Source organism: Nostoc sp. (genome assembly GCF_036919615.1).
Lineage (GTDB): Bacteria > Cyanobacteriota > Cyanobacteriia > Cyanobacteriales > Nostocaceae > Nostoc.
The window spans coordinates 20,874-36,613 of sequence record NZ_JBALCN010000019.1 but is presented as its reverse complement, the minus strand read 5'-3'; the positions used below and the strand labels follow the sequence as shown (position 1 = coordinate 36,613).

Here is a 15,740-nt window from a genome sequence, read left to right as displayed (position 1 = left end):
CCAGAAATGAGTGAAGCTGCTATATATGCTGTTATGACTCGTATTATGTTACGTCGTCTAGTCGTCTAAAGATTTACTTTATAAATGGTCTCTAAGGATGATATTAAAGCAGAGCAGGTGTATAGTGCGATCGCTCAGTCTGTCAAAGCACCAATAACAGAACAGCGTATTTGGAAGTTACAGTGGCGTGACAACGAAACTGATATGGAATGTGAGGTAGGGAAACCTTTACCACCTTCTTACCAAACTGGGAAAGAGCTAGTTATGGCAATCTTTGACTGTGAAAACCTTTATAAGATTTGTACTCTTACTCATGGAGGAGTAAAGGGAGAGCCTATTTTGGCTGGAAAAAACTCTCAATCCTCAGCAACATATTTTTCAGATAATACAAACAATTGACTCTACATTTGAAGGTGCGATCGCCTGTTTAATAGAAGTGAATGCGTAGGCGTAGCCCGTCGTAGATATCGCCCTGGTAACATAGTAGATAAAATCAGCCCATCCGAACTCTCAAGGTATGACTAACATTCAGATTTCCTTGCCTGAGTCGATGAAAGTCTTTGTCGAAGAACAAGTAGCTAAGGGCGGTTATAGTTCAGCCAGTGAATATCTTTAAGAGCTAATCTTTTAATACCAACAGCGCAAAGGTCAAGAAAAAAAACGCGCTCAGTTGATGGCGAAGCTTCAGACACAAGGTCAACTGAATAATGAGGAGTTTGAACTAATTGCAGATAAGTTAGCTGACGAGTTTGCAGCATACTTTGGGTCAACTTTTCCTGTGCTGTCAGATTATGCTATGACTCGTGAGAGTATTTATGAGGATCATCCTTTGTAATTGTTATTTTTCAATATGCGATCGCTTGTTTGCTTGAAGTAAATCCGAGTAATCATAAGCTGTTGGACAAAAACCAAAGCATATATTGGGCGCTCGTGTCGCCCACCCCACAAGAAATGTACAATTTCAGATTATGCAAACTAGATGTGGTTTAGCATATTAAGAACTTTACTTAAGTTTAAGTCTACTTACACTTTGTAAAGTTGTGATTTTAGGCTAATTCTCTGTCTTAAAATCGGTTTTTGTCTAACATAGCTGATAATTCTGCGTGATCTATTTTTAAAATTTAGGTTCTAATAAACTAGGAAACTCTAACTCAGCGCTTCCCCGTCCTAACTGCACTACCTCAGATGGTAGGTGTCGCTCCAACCAATCTTCCAAATCAGCCATTACCTCAGGGTAATTGAGGTCACTCTGAATTTCGTGATAGGTTCCCGGATACTCGATTCTCAGCTTATCTGTGCAGTTTACCCGTTGGTAAAAGATGTCGCTTCCCCCTGGCAAAGCAACTCGGTCTGCACCACCGTGGAGAATCAATAATGGTAATTGCCAATCACCTGCGTGAACATTAATCCAATCAACTGTTGCAAAGAATTCTGTAGCTAGACGGGCAGTAGCACGGGTATGTCGCAGCGTATCCTGAGCATAGGCGGCTAAAATCTGCTGATCTCGTGAAGCAGTGCTGATGTCAATGCCTGTATTCAGGGTGAAACGCGGCCACACCCGTGAGAGCATTTTTCCTAAAAGTACGCGAATAGGTGAAATTCCAACTTTCCCCAAGGTTGGCGCTAGAGCGATCGCACCCTGCAATACTGATGCTTGTTGGGGATAGCGCAGAATGTAATCTAAGACAATCACTGCGCCTAAACTATGACCCAAGAGAAAAACTGGGCATCCAGGATTCTGGGTTTGAATTAACTGTAAAAAGGCTCCCAGGTCTTCGCAAAATTCACTCCAAGCGTTGATATAGCCTCGCTGACCTAGTGAACGTCCATGACCGCGCAAGTCTAAGCCGTAGACACCATATTGTTTGGGTATCAAATGTTGAACCAGATTACTGTAGCGATCGCTGTGTCCTCCAAGTCCATGCACAATAGCTAATATTGCCCGTACTTTAACCTCCGAATGCCAGCTTTGATAATACAGGTCAAGTCCTCCAATACCCTGAAATCTGCCTTCTCTACGAGACACTACGCGATCGCTATGGTCAATCATAAGGTTAATTTTTTATATATTTTCTTAGCAAGCTACTAATAATGTCAATATATATTGTAGTAAAAATAGCTTGTAGCTATGGAGTAATTACAGTGAATTGAGTTATCTTCACGTATTTAAAGTATCCAGAACTTACGCGCAGGTAATGTAAAATCGAACCGCAGAGTCCGCAGAGAAGCCAGTGTGTTGGGCGGGTTAAGAGACTTGTACTCCTATGGAGAAGCAAGCTACGCGCAGTGTCTCCCCTTCTCCCAAAGGGAGAGGCTAGCGCCTGCCGTAGGATGCCCAAAGGGCTGTAGGGAAAAGCAACTGGCGCGACACGGAGAAATAAGAGTTTTAGAGAGTTCTTGCGTAATATCATGTCCGGTAAATCACTTACGATTAAGCTCCGATGTTAATCCATCACTGAAAACCAGTTAACCCTTGAATTAAATATTGCTGTTGAAGCAGAGTTTTGCATCTGTGAAATAAAACTTCCTCCAAATCATTGAGGGTTTCAAACGATTGATTGGCAATCGGTTCGTCTACCATTGTCCACAATCTTTCCGCAGGTTGTAATTCGGGGGAATGAGAGGGTAAAAATGTTAAATGTAACCCTTCAGGAATTTTCAAATCATGGCTAATATGCCACCCGGCTCGGTCAACAGCTAGAATAATCTATTTTTTAGTACCTACTTCAAATTCACGAGCAAAGTCTGCTAAAACCTGACTAAAAAGTTCGGTATTGACGTATGGCAAAATCCACGCCTTTTGTTTCTCCACTTTTGGGATGTACAAATGCATATAACCATAACCATTTAAATCTCCAGTTGACATGTTTATAAAATTGCTCTAGTTCAGAGCTATTTTAATGCTCGGCTATACTGATTCGTTTTGGCATAAGTCATATTTTTATTTCCTAACTTTATCGTAAGCGATTATCCGGACATGATATCACTCCTCATTCCTCACTTTTTTTAGTACGGCGGATAAGCAAAATCGTCTTCATCAGCATAAACATAAGAGTTGGAAACTTCTGCCATTGCCAATTTAGGCATTTCTGATTTTACAGGTTCCTTCCCAAAATCTTTGTATTCTTCAAAAGTCTTGCAAATCATTGCAGACTCAAGAGAATCGGAAGCAATTAAATATTGTGTTAAAGTCCCTACTGTCGGATGTTTGTAGTCTACAGTTGAAGCTACCAGAACTGTATTTGGTTCAATACCTCTTTCTTCACACTCAATTATCGGGCAAAAAATCCCGTGAGCGTGGAACAAAGGGCCTTTTGGTGTCAAAGGTTGTTTGCGGTAAACAGCATAAGCTTTTTCTAGTTCAGCAACGAATCCACTAACTACTTTGCCTTGTTGATATTCGCAGTAGGTTTTGCTGAAACTCGCTCCGGCAGCACCATTAAGAGTTAGTTGTAGTGGTGATTCATGTAAAAACTTTTTATTCTCACCCACTATAAAAATTAAATAGCGAGTAAAGGTTTTAAATTTAAGTTTGTCTGCTAAAAAAGCATCATAATTATCTTTGAGCGTACCCAATTTTAGACCACTTTCCCGGTCTTTGACAGACAATGGCCCCCGACGCACTAAAACCAAGTGTGGAGTAGTGGTAATAAAAACTGTTTCGACTCCAGAGCTAAATTCATGCTCCACTTGCTGCCAACTATCATCTGGCACAAAGCCGACAGCATGGGCATTATCTAGCTTAATCGCCAAACCGTGGGATTGCATACCATCTGTGCCATAGCGAGGATTAATCATCTGACACCAAGGGATGACTTGAGAAGGCGGTGCATTGAATTTATCGTCTTCAAAGTCGAAATTAGCAGATGCTTTCATCGTTTTAGGCTATCAAAGTGTTTTATTGAACAAGTTTATCGGCAGGGCGCTGATTTTGGGAAGCCAGAAGCAGAGCGTTGGTACGAGCGTCACCCCTCCCTTGCGCGTCGCCCTCAAAACAAGGGCGAACCTGGTGTTAAACTGGCGTAGTAAGCTGTTCCACAAAAACCAAAGCATAATTAGGGCGCTCATGTTGCCCACCCTACAAGAGTTATATAAATTTTAGGTATGCAAAGTAGATGTGGTTTAGCTTAGTTTTTCCAGATTAAAGCAGAATCAATCTATGTTGCAATCCCTGTTTCGTTTTGTAACAACAAATCCTCATCGAAACAGTGTTAGGCACTCAACACTTATTGCTCAGTATTCTTTCGGTGAACTCAAAGCAGCGAGAGTCTTTAAATCAGGCACTTCTAAATCAGGTTGACTAACTGCTGGTAGAGTAGCACCAACCCCTTCTTGCTTTGCTCGACGGTTTACCCAGACTGTTGATAGTCCCAAAGATTTGGCTGTAACAATATCGTGATATACACTAGCAGCAACGTGTAATATCTGCTCTAGCGGCAAATTAATTCTTTCAATAGCCAGTCTGAAGTTGTTTAAGGAAGGTTTATAGCTTTTTGCCTGTTCTGCTGTAATTATCTGGTCAAATTCCACCTCCAAATGCTTTGCTGATAAAGCAAAGAGATTATCATCGACATTTGAGATAATTACCAGATTAAATTTTGAAGTGAAAGCTCTAAGTGCCTCAACTGTATCGGGGAAAGGCAGCCAATGCTGAATCGAATCAGCAAGTGAATTTAGTTCATCAGCAGTTGGCTCAAAGCTAAATCGTTCACCAAATTTCTGGACTACTCTCTTCAAAACTTCCCGATATTTGATATAGTCTCCATTTTCAAGTTCTGCTTCAAATTCAGCAAAAAGTTCTAGAATTTGATCGTCATCCAAATTAGTGTTGTGTGCCAGCAGAAGTGGCTTTAGTGCCCCTAAGATGCCGTTTTCCCAATCAATCAAGGTTCCGTAACAATCAAAAGTTAGGGCTTTATACTGATTAAAGTCAATCACTTTTTATACTCCATAGCTTGATTAATAGTGTTCAGTTTCCACAAACCAAAAGACGGGTGAACCCATCTGCGTTGGCGCAGCCCACCGCAGGCATTGCCAGATTTGCCGCTCTCAAAGTCTCTGAACATTTCTTCTATATCAAAGCAGAGTTTAAGTAGGTAGACAATAAAATACCAAACTGTGTGAAGATAAGCAAGTAGATTGGCACAAAAAAACTAAACTATGTTAATAAAGATGAAGTAGGTTAAAAGCCTCTTGCCTCTTGCCTCCAGCATAGCTACTTGCTGCTTTATTGAAACAACAAATATTTACGCTGACCTACTTTGGGTATGGGATAATGTTATCCCACAGAGGAAATTATTTCTAAGTATAGTTTGTATGCATGTTAAATTTAAGGATACACAAGCGAATACCACTGAACAATTAAACTCAAGTAAACAGCCATCTCATAGCAAGCCATCCGTAACTTTTTCGGTAGCGTATATATTTAGCCTATCAATCAATGAATAAAACTGCTGCACTTAAATTTTCCCGTTTGACAACCTCCAGTAAAAAAAGGGCACTTAAACGAATCACTATAAATCTACCATCAGATGAAGCTCAGAACCTTGAAAAGTATTGTGAACAGACAGGCAGATCAGCAATAAATGTGATTCGAAAACTTATTCAAGCATTGCCTTGACCTGACTTTTCACACCAAGTCTGAAAAGCCCCAGCAAAGAAGATTCATAGCTAAAGTAGAAGGTGTTGCAGATTTAGACAAAGGTTTTTAACTTTACGAGCGGTAATCATAGATTAGACCCTTACCACTGGATATTTACTATTTTAATATTGTTGTTTGTTGGGAAAATATTAAAAAACAAGGTTATAGATTATTCATCTCACGGAAGTGACGACAGAATAAGGATAGTCGCCGAACCCTAGAAATAGTCTCTCACTCCTCATTGTGCCACTTAATAATAGTTATCACGTCATTTTGTTTACGGCGTGCTATGCACGCCGTAAACTCAATTTTTACGTCCCTCTCAATCTTCACTAAAAATTACTACTCGTTAATTTAACACCTACAATTAAACCAAATTCTAATGCTTTTATCTTGAGAATGAACCAAGGTGAAATGGTTCGCAAATCTACTTTGATTTTGTCAGTGGCAAGGCTCGAATCAGTTCTCGAATCACATCTGTTGCTGGTCTGCCTGTCTGTTGACAATACTTTTCAAGGTTCTTGGCTTCATTTAATGCCAAATTTATAGTAATTCGTTTGACCGCCCATTTTTTGTTCATGCTGAAACAGATAAATCGTGTAATCATAGCTTCAAACCCTGATTTTACCTTCCAACTTGAAAGTAACCTAAATTTGGGCTATGCCAAGATACCTTTTCAATAAAACACGTTGTAAATAAATATTGCAGGTGTGCTTTAGTGATTTACTAACTTGTCCATAAATGATATATAAACAATCAAGATTTGGTACTTTAAAATCCAATACGCTTGGGTTAGTGATAATCGGACTCGGAAGCTCCCCTTAAAAGTGAGCTTAATTCCCTGCTTTTTAAGGAGGGTTAGGGAGGATAAAGCCTTAATCCAAGCGTATTGTTCTAAAATCAACTTTTCACCCCTTTGAGCTTAATTAGGCAAAAGCCTCACACCTAATCGAAGGGAGGTATAGGAGCTTCACTAATATTAAACACTAAGTTGAAATTTATAAGTTGAGACGGGGACATGGGGAAATATTCATTCTTTGCGTCACTGTGTCTTCCTCTGATTGCGTCGCTCTTTACCCATAATTTGTTGATTGATTGCCGACTATTATGGTATCTATTTAATTCTAGATCCTCCAAATTTTGCCACTTCTCAATTTAATTGTAAACCTGCTTTCTTCACATCGATAACTCAGATTATATTGGCAGAATACCTATTTATATCGTTCTGATTAGATTCATAATCGAAGCTTAATTACAATAAATTTAGAATTAATAATGTTGAAGGAAGTCTTAACCTAAATTTGTACTAACTTTAACTCAACCTTTGCTTAGTCTGTATGCCTTAGTAAGAAAATTGTGTAGTAACTAGGGCAAAATACGGTATTTGCATCGGTTTTTAGATGTATTACTACCATTAACCCAGAGCTAGAAGTCAAATTGGAGGTTTTTACGAGTTGCTGTTGACTGCATTAAGGATCGGAGATTCATGAAACTGCAACTAATCCAATTACATATGCTCTGAGCCAAATTAACTGGAGCGTAGACCAATAAGACGCACAGGTACTGCTTGCATAGCGGAAAACCAAGTGTCTACGCCAACAGCATGATATTTACATATTTTGTGTGGAGTTTTCTTAACTTACTTGAGGAGTACAAATGCTTGAGGCTATCGCTGTTGCTTGGTTATTACTGTTTTTTGGTGATTTTCTATCTACATTCTTTTACCATGTACCCGAGCACGTTTTTGGTAGCCTTCATTTAAGAACCCACCACTCCTGGAAGAAGGACTTCCGCCACTACGCTATTTTGACTTTTAATCCCCAGGTTCTTTTAGATGGTATCTTGGGAGCTTTGCCTTATGTACTCATAGCAGTAGTCCTGTGGTCTTTCTCTCCCATCGGCGTGATCTCTGGATTACTGCTTGGTCAGTTTCATGTATGGTGGAGACACATAAGTGTACTAGGTTGGCAAACCTCAAAACCTGTAAATATTTTATGCCAAATTCTATTTATTACTACTCCTGAGAGACACTGGTTACACCATCACAAAACTAATTTGGGTTTCGGTGATATTTTCACCTTCTTTGAACAACCTGCACAAATGTGGTTACGTTGGCTACGGCTACTCAGACTTCGTTTTCGCTACTCTCGAATCTAACTGAAGCTACTGCTAATTAAATACTTTTTAAAATTACCAAAATCAACTGCAATCGCAGTTGATTTTGGTACATTATTGTATGTTTCACCAGAGAGGGAATTATTCCAGTCTCAGAAATGCGCTCATTTACATACTCAAAAAAGTTTTACACTAAGCTTGTCGTACCACTTCCCTGCGGGACGCTACGCGAACGTGGAGCAAGCTAGCAAGAGCGTCTGTCTGCGACACGCTGCGCGAACGTAGAGAAGTGCTGATTCCCAATTTATGAGTAGTAGCAACAAGAGATATAAATTTACCATAGATTTCAATCTATACCTTTCTCTAATTATGAAAGCTTTACTTATAGTTTTTCTAGAACTAATCAAAAAGTAAGTGAGTTACACGGACGGAAGGACGCCTCTGGTAAGGAGTTTAAAGGTATTTGCTACTGCTCAACTTCGCTGTTATATCGCCAATCTTTTTGGGAAAACTATTCTTAATTAGTAAATTATTATATTCCTAGATTTTTATGAAAATTCTTCTCTTTTGCAAAGATGCTGGGCGTAGCTTGCTTATCCGAAGAGGTGCGGATAAGCAAGCTAATGCAACCGTTCAGATTCTTGGCTATCTGATCACCAAAGAGATTTATTTAGAGGGTTGCACCTTAGTCTATCGGGCAGTTCGCTATGTTGACCAATTCGCCGTTACCATCAAACAGTCTAGGGAAGCATTTATAAGCAATTTCGTCGAAATCCTCAACCTACTGTGCGCTCAAGCCGCGTCTTTAGAAAATGCAGGATTTTATCAACAGGCGCGATCGCAACTGGTACAAAATGAGAAAATGTCTGTCTTGGGAAACTTAGCGGCAGAGGCGGCAGATAAAATTAATAACCTGGTTGGCTTGAATAAGAGACAAGAGAGCAGGGAACAGGGAGCAAGGGGGACAGTTCAGGTGTGGATTCGACCCCACCTGTTGCGCCAGCTTCCCGCTCTTTACAAAAACCACTTACTAGAAGTGGGGGACTCAGACCTATGTTCCACAACGTTTGTCGGCAGGAGTCTCAAATCATTTCCCCCTGCCTCTTCGTTGAATGCAGTGAATTTGCAACCTGCTGCTTATGAGGTGTTTCATGTCCGCAGTTAGCCTCAGAAAGATGCTCAACAAAAAAGAGTTGCCATCTTTGCTTCAGAACTTAGTCTACCAGCTCAAAATCGCAATTGATGTTGAACTGGTAGACGGCACGAAACTAATTAGCATTGGGGAGCAAACTGCAAAAAAGCGATATCCAATCGAGGTGTCAGGAGAAATCATCGGTTGGGTTGTTGGGGAAGAACAGGCAACTGTACTTGCGACTTTACTCTCGTTTCTAGCAAAACAGGAAGCTGAAAAGAAAGAACTCGCCAAAGAATTGCTAGAGCGATACCAGGAAATTGATTTGTTTGAGGATATCTCGACTCAACTCACAACAAGTTTGGATACGCGACAGATTGCCCAACTCGTGCTTCAGGAATTGAGTCAATTGATTGAATCATCTGCGGGGATGATTCTGCTCCTGAATTCAGATGCAACTGCATTTGAAATCATTGCCGAATTTGGAGTGTTTTTTGACCACAGTCAGCCGGAACCGGGTAAGGGAATTATTGGCAACATTGTGCAATCCAACCGAGCAGAACTCGTCAATGATGTGCAAGCCGATCCTCGATTAGAGGGGCAAAAAAACGTTAGCGCCCTGATTTGTGTACCGTTGCGAGCCAAGGAGCGGGTACTGGGAGCGATCGCCATTGGAACACCCAAAACTGACTCTTACAAGGCTGAACACCTGAAGCTTGTGAGTATCTTTGCCTCCCAAACAGCGATCGCCATTGACAAAGCTGTGCTTTACGAGCAGAGCACTCAAGCAGCCGTCCAGGCAAAAGCCCAGACACAGAGACTTCAGCAAGCTCTCCATGAATTGCAATTGGCTCAAACTCAGTTGATCCAAAGCGAAAAAATGTCCAGTCTAGGGCAACTCATTGCCGGAGTTGCCCACGAAATCAACAACCCAGTTAACTTTATTTGCGGCAATTTAAAGTATGTTACCGAATACGGCCAAGACTTATTGCACCTGTTGGAAAAGTATCAGAAATTTCTACCTGTTGCTCCTCCAGAACTGGAATCAGAGTTAGACAATATAGACCTGGAATTTATCATGCAGGATCTCCCCAAACTGCTGAATTCAATGAAGGTGGGCACAGGTCGCATTGTGGAAATTGTCCAATCTCTGAAAAACTTCTCCCGCCATGACGAAGCCGAAATGAAAGCCGTCAACATCCACGATGGCATCGACGGAACGCTAATGATTCTTCATCATCGCTTAAAAGCAGATGTTCATCGTCCGGCAATTGAAATCGTTAAAAACTATGCAAAACTTCCCCTGATTGAATGCTATCCCGGACAGTTGAATCAGGTGTTTATGAACGTCTTGGCAAATGCCATTGATGCTCTAGAGGAGGGAATGGGCAATGAAGAAATATCCCCGGCTATTGCCCAAATCACCATTCGTACTGAAGTCCTCGACAACCAGTGGGTGGTGATTCGCATTGCCGACAACGGCCCAGGCATGAAGGAGGAGGTAATCCGCCGCATTTACGATCCCTTCTTCACCACGAAAGATGTTGGTAAGGGAACCGGGTTAGGCATGGCAATCAGTTACCAAATTGTTGTAGACAAACATGGGGGAATGCTCAAGTGTCGTTCTCAACCGGGTGAAGGGACAGAATTCTGGATTCAGATTCCGGTAAATTGTGCATTGGTAGACGCTGCTGAAAAACAGAATAGCACCTCTGCCTTGCCAACTTTCACAACGGAATCATCCCCCACTCCCGATGCTGACGGCTTCATTGCATCAACCGCTTCAATGCTCAAACCGACGGATTTGCTGATCTGCCACACTCAATTGATCCAGCGACTTTCACAGCACAGTCCAGATGTAGAAGCTGCATCACCTGATCAAATTTACCAGATGTTCCAACGCCACCCAATTTCGTTAAAGCTTTACGCCACTTTGTTGTCTTGGTTCTGTTGTTCTAACCCTACCCAAATACCCCACTAAAGAAACCTCAACTATGTTTAATCAACTTGATGAATATAACAGTCAGCTATTTGAACAATGTCCTGTTGGGCTAGTACTATACCGAACAGATGGGACACTAATTAACATTAACCCCGCCTATGCTGCCATTTTGGGGCGTACTGTTCCAGAAACCCTGAATCTCACGTACTGGCAAATTACTCCGGAAAACTATGCCGCCGAGCAAGCCCAGCTAGAGAACCTAGAACGAACTGGTCGCTACGGGCCCGATGAGAAGGAGTTCATCCACAAAGACGGGCATCTAGTTCCAGTCAGGGTTTCTGGACTAATGATTCACAAGGATGGAGAGCGCCTGATCTGGTCAAGTGTGGAAGACATTAGCGACCTCAGGCGGGCCCAGCAGGAACGTCAACACTCCGAAAAAATCTTGAAACGGAGCGAAGCCCGATACCGCTCTCTGGTCAAAACTAACACGCAAATTATCTGGGTCAGCACACCAGAAGGAATTTGCTTTGAATTGACAGACTGGATCGCCTACACAGGTCAAAGTCTAGCTGAAGCGGAGAATGGGGGCTGGATTGATGCTGTTCATCCCGACGATCGCCCCTACACCAGAGAAGCCTGGGGTGTTGCCATAGCAAACCTGAGCATGTATCAAATTGAATACCGAATTCGGGGCCAGGATGGCAATTATCGCTACTTTTGGGTCTGGGGTGCCCCCGTGATCGAAGATGATGGTAGCGTTCGGGAGTGGATTGGCACTTGTACCGATATTCACGATCGCAAGCTGGCAGAAGCCGAAAGTCAGCGGCTTAAAGAACGATATCGCTCGTTAGTAACTGCTACTTCACAGATCGTCTGGGCAGCTACTTCAGAAGGACTAGGAATAAGCAGTGAAATGCTCACTTGGATAGCCTATACCGGGCAGAGCGAAGCTGAAGTTGAGGGTTGGGGCTGGATTGATCCAATTCACCCCGATGACCGTGCCCGCTCCACAGAAGTTTGGAATGCTGCTGTGGCGAACCGAGGTATTTACCAAACCGAATATCGGCTACGTGGCAAGGATGGCACATACCGTTACTTCTCTGTCTGTGGTACCCCTGTTTTAGAAGAAGATGGCAGCATTCGGGAATGGATTGGCACTTGTACTGATATTCATGATCGCAAGCACGCAGAAGCTGAAAATCAACGTTTATTGGATATGTTGAATCATTCCAGCGATGCGATCATCGTCCGCGACATGAGCGAGAAAATCTTGTACTGGAATCAAGGTGCCGAAACTCTCTACGGCTGGACGCGTGAAGAAGTGAAAGGCCAATACATTCACGCATTTATTAAAAAAACCTTTCCAAAACCAAAACAAGAAATTATCGCAGATTTATTAGAGGAAGGCAGTTGGGAAGGAGAAGTACAACATCTCACCCATGATGGCAGCCTGATTACTGTCGAGAGCCGATGGACGTTGCAACGGGACATCGACCGTCAGCCCTGCGCGGTGCTGGAAATTAATACCGACATCACTGCCCGCAAACAAGCAGAAATCGCTTTGCGGCAACTGAATCAAGAACTTGAAGCCAGAGTTGTAGAGCGGACAGCTGCTCTGCAAAATACCCTAGCAGAAGCGCAGGGATTAAATGCCATTTTAGATAACTTAGCAGATGGTCTGTTGGTGGCAGACACCGCAGGACAAATCACCCACTTCAATCCTGCCTTTTTAGGCATGTACGGATTGACAGCTACCGCCCTCAACGTTCACTACCGAAAACTACCTCTGTCTGATTTAGCAGACCTGGTAGCACGAACTCAGTCCCATCCCAAACAGGTGTTCTCTGCCGAAGTTGCACTGACGAAGGAACGCATTGGTCAGGCTGTAGCGACCGCCATTTTCAAAAAGACGACAGACCAAGAACCTGCTGCCTGCTTCGGTTCGGCGCTGCTGATTCGGGATGTGACGGCAGAAAAGGAGATTGACAAGATGAAGACCGACTTCATCTCAACAGTTTCCCACGAGCTACGGACGCCGCTGACTTCTGTTCTCGGTTTTGCATCGATCATTAAAGAAAAGCTAGAAACTGATGTGTTCCCAATAATTTCTACCGAAGACCGCAAGCTTCAGAAAACCATCAAGCGGGTGGGTGACAATCTCAACATTATTGTGTCGGAAGCAGAACGGCTCACGTCTTTGATTAACGATGTCCTGGACATCGCCAAGATGGAAGCAGGGAAAGTGGAATGGCAGATGCAGCCCATTGATCCCAGCGAATTACTCGATTGGGCAAGCAATTCCACCGCCGGGTTGTTTGAAACCAATGGCTTGCAGTTGGTCTGCGAGATTGAACCTGGACTGCCTCAGATCGTAGGCGATCGCAACCGTCTGCTGCAAGTTTTAATCAACCTGATTTCCAATGCCGTTAAGTTTAGCGAATCTGGTTGTGTCACCTGCCGCGTCAAACAAGGAAACGATGGTGTTTGCATCAGTGTCATTGACACAGGCATTGGTATTGCACCTGAAGACCAGCCAAAAGTATTTGAGAAATTCCGCCAAGTAGGCGACACCCTCACCGACAAACCCAAAGGTACAGGGTTAGGACTGCCCATCTGTAAACAAATCGTCGATCATCATGGTGGTAGAATCTGGGTTGAGAGTGAACCAGGTAACGGCAGCATATTCTCGTTCATCATTCCTACCTACACCTGCGATCAAGAAAGTACTACTAATCTAAATCTGGATACGCTAGTCAAACAACTTAAAGAACACGTCATCACCAGAGACACTGTACTGAACCAAAACCGTAAAACCATCTTGGTTGTAGATGATGATGCCAACATTAGAGAACTACTCCGTCAACAACTGGAAAACGAAGGTTACAACGTTCGGGAAGGGAAAGACGGTATGGATGCAATTCATCAGATCAAAATAGCCCATCCCGATCTGATTCTCTTGGACGTGATGATGCCCCAAATCAATGGCTTCGATGTGGCAGCCGTTCTCAAAAATGATCCCCAGACCGCAGACATTCCGATCATTATTCTGTCAATTATTGAAAACAAGGAACGGGGCTACCATATTGGCATTGATCGCTATCTCACCAAGCCTATTGACACAGAGAAACTCCTCAATGAAATTGGCTCACTGCTTTACCAGGGCACTTCTAGTAAAAAGGTATTGGTTGTAGATAAAAATGCATCAGCCTTAAAAACCCTATCAGATGTACTACAAACTCAGGGATACAGCGTGATTGAAGCCTCGAATCCCCAAGAATGCATCCATAAAGCCTTGTCAGCCAAACCTGACATGATCATCATCGATTCTATGTTTTCTCAAGAAGCCGATTTAGTGAAAACCCTACGGTTTGAGAAGGAGTTGGAAAATGTATTTTTTATTATGCTGTCCGAATAGTAATCGCTGCTATTAGCGACTACTTAGTGGAAAAAGTTAGTTTAACTCTAATATCTAATCCCTAATTCCCAATTCTCAATTCCCAATCCCCAATCCCTATGACCCAGAAAATTCTGATTGTTGACGATGAACCCAATATCTTGATTTTGATGGAACAAGCCCTAGAAGCATTAGAAGATAAGGGGGTTGAACTTATAACTGCTAGAAATGGAGAAGAAGCTCTCGAAACTATTAAAACTGAAAAACCGAACCTGGTTTTTCTCGATGTGATGATGCCTAAAATGAATGGTCTAGAAGTCTGCCACATTGTTAAACACGACTTGCAAATGACTGACATCTACATTGTGATCTTGACAGCTAAGGGACAGGAATTTGATAAACAAAAAGGAATTGAGGTTGGTGCAAATTTATATCTAACTAAACCATTCCGCCCCAAAGAAGTACTTGAAAAATCAATACAGGTGTTGGGTTTTTGAGGAAAGTGCTGAATGCTTTTCACTGCGATCGCATCTGGCAGACTAGAAGCGATCGCTCACCCGCAATGAATGAAAGAAACAATCTTGAAGAGCGCCATTAACAGATACATTTATAAATATCCTGACAGTTAAAATAGAACCCTCAATAGTGTGAGTGAGCCTGATTAGAAAAATAAAAGGAGAAAATTATGGTTGCGACCCAATCTCAACAAAGCTCAAATACTAACCAATTGCTGCGCGATCGCGTTGTTTTGATCACAGGTGCAAGTCGTGGCATTGGTGCAGCAACCGCCAAACTGCTAGGACAACATGGTGCTGCGGTTGGCGTAAATTACTATGGTAGTGAAACAGCGGCTGTGGAAGTTGTTGAATCGATTACATCCGCTGGCGGTCGGGCAGTGGCAGTCAAAGCTGATGTGCGCGACCCACAAGAAGTAGATGCAATGGTGCAGCAGGTTGCAGATACCTTAGGTATCATTGATACGCTGGTAATTAATGCCAACGCGAATTTCCCAATGGCTCCCTTCGTAGATTACCGCTGGGAAGACTTTGAAGCAAAATTGCTGGGAGAACTGAAAGGGGCGTTTTTCCCCTGCAAAGCGGTTGTTCCCTCAATGATCAAACACAAGCGAGGTATTATCATTGCTGTCAGCAGTGGCTTATCTCGCTATCCAGGAGAAGGCTTTATCGCTCATAGTACCGCCAAATCTGGATTAGATGCCTTCATCAAAAGTTTAGCATTGGAACTCGGTCCTCACGGCATTCGTGCTAATGTCGTTTCACCTGGATTAACCCTGACTGATGCCACAGCCCAATTACCTCAAGAATATAAAGACGCTTCGGTTCAAATGGTGCCATTAAAGCGAAATGGGCTGCCAGAGGATGTTGCCGGAGCCATTCTACTGTTAGCATCTGACGAAGCAAAATTTATTACTGGGGCATATTTACCCGTGAGTGGCGGTGTGCAAATGCTTTGATCGGTGACAGGAAGCGATGATCAGATGAGGTGAGAGGAT

At 42.7% G+C, this 15,740-nt stretch carries 14 protein-coding genes and 1 pseudogene; 10 read left to right on the top strand and 5 right to left on the bottom strand.

From position 1 onward, the window contains the following. Nucleotides 1–84 precede the first annotated feature (84 nt). The 3 genes from V7K48_RS07265 (at nucleotide 85) to V7K48_RS07260 (ending at nucleotide 835) form a co-directional block, all read left to right on the top strand. Nucleotides 85–399, top strand: coding sequence for a hypothetical protein (locus V7K48_RS07265; protein ID WP_335070976.1), 315 nt, complete (start codon nucleotides 85–87; stop codon nucleotides 397–399). Between the two features lie 118 nt (nucleotides 400–517). Beyond that, nucleotides 518–616, top strand: coding sequence for a ribbon-helix-helix domain-containing protein (locus V7K48_RS34905; RefSeq protein WP_442949416.1), 99 nt, complete (start codon nucleotides 518–520; stop codon nucleotides 614–616). Nucleotides 617–673: 57 nt separating this feature from the next. After that, the gene (locus V7K48_RS07260; protein WP_335070973.1) at nucleotides 674–835 is read left to right on the top strand and encodes a hypothetical protein; all 162 of its coding nucleotides are present in this window, start codon (nucleotides 674–676) and stop codon (nucleotides 833–835) included. Nucleotides 836–1,114: 279 nt separating this feature from the next. Here V7K48_RS07260 and V7K48_RS07255 read toward each other — a convergent pair whose 3' ends face one another. The 4 genes and pseudogenes from V7K48_RS07255 to V7K48_RS07240 all read right to left on the bottom strand — a co-directional run bounded on the left by V7K48_RS07255 (nucleotide 1,115) and on the right by V7K48_RS07240 (nucleotide 4,938). Then, nucleotides 1,115–2,050 carry an alpha/beta hydrolase gene (locus V7K48_RS07255; RefSeq protein ID WP_335070971.1) on the bottom strand — a complete coding sequence of 312 codons (936 nt, stop codon included), beginning with the start codon at nucleotides 2,048–2,050 and terminating at the stop codon, nucleotides 1,115–1,117. Between the two features lie 402 nt (nucleotides 2,051–2,452). Then, nucleotides 2,453–2,867: pseudogene (locus V7K48_RS07250) on the bottom strand (transposase); the annotation flags it as partial. 139 nt (nucleotides 2,868–3,006) lie between these two features. Continuing rightward, on the bottom strand, nucleotides 3,007–3,876 hold the full coding sequence (locus V7K48_RS07245) for a DUF5895 domain-containing protein (RefSeq protein ID WP_335070969.1): 870 nt from the start codon (nucleotides 3,874–3,876) through the stop codon (nucleotides 3,007–3,009). Nucleotides 3,877–4,233: 357 nt separating this feature from the next. Then, nucleotides 4,234–4,938: a haloacid dehalogenase type II gene (locus tag V7K48_RS07240; protein ID WP_335070967.1), complete on the bottom strand. Its 705-nt coding sequence runs from the start codon at nucleotides 4,936–4,938 to the stop codon at nucleotides 4,234–4,236. 502 nt (nucleotides 4,939–5,440) lie between these two features. Between V7K48_RS07240 and V7K48_RS07235 the strand changes: the two genes are divergently transcribed. Then, nucleotides 5,441–5,620 (top strand): CopG family transcriptional regulator, encoded by a 180-nt coding sequence (locus V7K48_RS07235; RefSeq protein ID WP_335070965.1) that lies wholly within the window; start codon nucleotides 5,441–5,443, stop codon nucleotides 5,618–5,620. Between the two features lie 448 nt (nucleotides 5,621–6,068). Here the strand turns inward: V7K48_RS07235 and V7K48_RS07230 are convergent, their stop codons facing one another. Beyond that, a complete protein-coding gene (locus tag V7K48_RS07230; RefSeq protein ID WP_334976774.1) occupies nucleotides 6,069–6,221 on the bottom strand; it encodes a CopG family transcriptional regulator in 153 nt (50 codons plus the stop codon). Nucleotides 6,222–7,297: 1,076 nt separating this feature from the next. On the opposite strand from V7K48_RS07230, the gene V7K48_RS07225 reads away from it, so the two are divergent. The 6 genes from V7K48_RS07225 to V7K48_RS07200 all read left to right on the top strand — a co-directional run bounded on the left by V7K48_RS07225 (nucleotide 7,298) and on the right by V7K48_RS07200 (nucleotide 15,701). Beyond that, nucleotides 7,298–7,798 carry a fatty acid hydroxylase gene (locus V7K48_RS07225; RefSeq protein ID WP_335070963.1) on the top strand — a complete coding sequence of 167 codons (501 nt, stop codon included), beginning with the start codon at nucleotides 7,298–7,300 and terminating at the stop codon, nucleotides 7,796–7,798. Between the two features lie 508 nt (nucleotides 7,799–8,306). Further along, complete coding sequence (locus V7K48_RS07220) at nucleotides 8,307–8,921, top strand: hypothetical protein (RefSeq protein WP_335070961.1); 615 nt, start codon at nucleotides 8,307–8,309, stop codon at nucleotides 8,919–8,921. Continuing rightward, nucleotides 8,908–10,869: a sensor histidine kinase gene (locus V7K48_RS07215; RefSeq protein WP_335070958.1), complete on the top strand. Its 1,962-nt coding sequence runs from the start codon at nucleotides 8,908–8,910 to the stop codon at nucleotides 10,867–10,869. The genes V7K48_RS07220 and V7K48_RS07215 overlap by 14 nt, the downstream gene beginning before the upstream one ends. A 13-nt stretch (nucleotides 10,870–10,882) precedes the next feature. Continuing rightward, complete coding sequence (locus tag V7K48_RS07210) at nucleotides 10,883–14,248, top strand: PAS domain S-box protein (protein WP_335070956.1); 3,366 nt, start codon at nucleotides 10,883–10,885, stop codon at nucleotides 14,246–14,248. A 98-nt stretch (nucleotides 14,249–14,346) separates the two neighbouring features. Then, on the top strand, nucleotides 14,347–14,724 hold the full coding sequence (locus V7K48_RS07205; protein WP_335070954.1) for a response regulator: 378 nt from the start codon (nucleotides 14,347–14,349) through the stop codon (nucleotides 14,722–14,724). Nucleotides 14,725–14,912: 188 nt separating this feature from the next. Further along, nucleotides 14,913–15,701, top strand: a complete 789-nt coding sequence (locus tag V7K48_RS07200) for an SDR family oxidoreductase (RefSeq protein ID WP_335070952.1) — start codon at nucleotides 14,913–14,915, stop codon at nucleotides 15,699–15,701. Nucleotides 15,702–15,740: the final 39 nt, after the last annotated feature.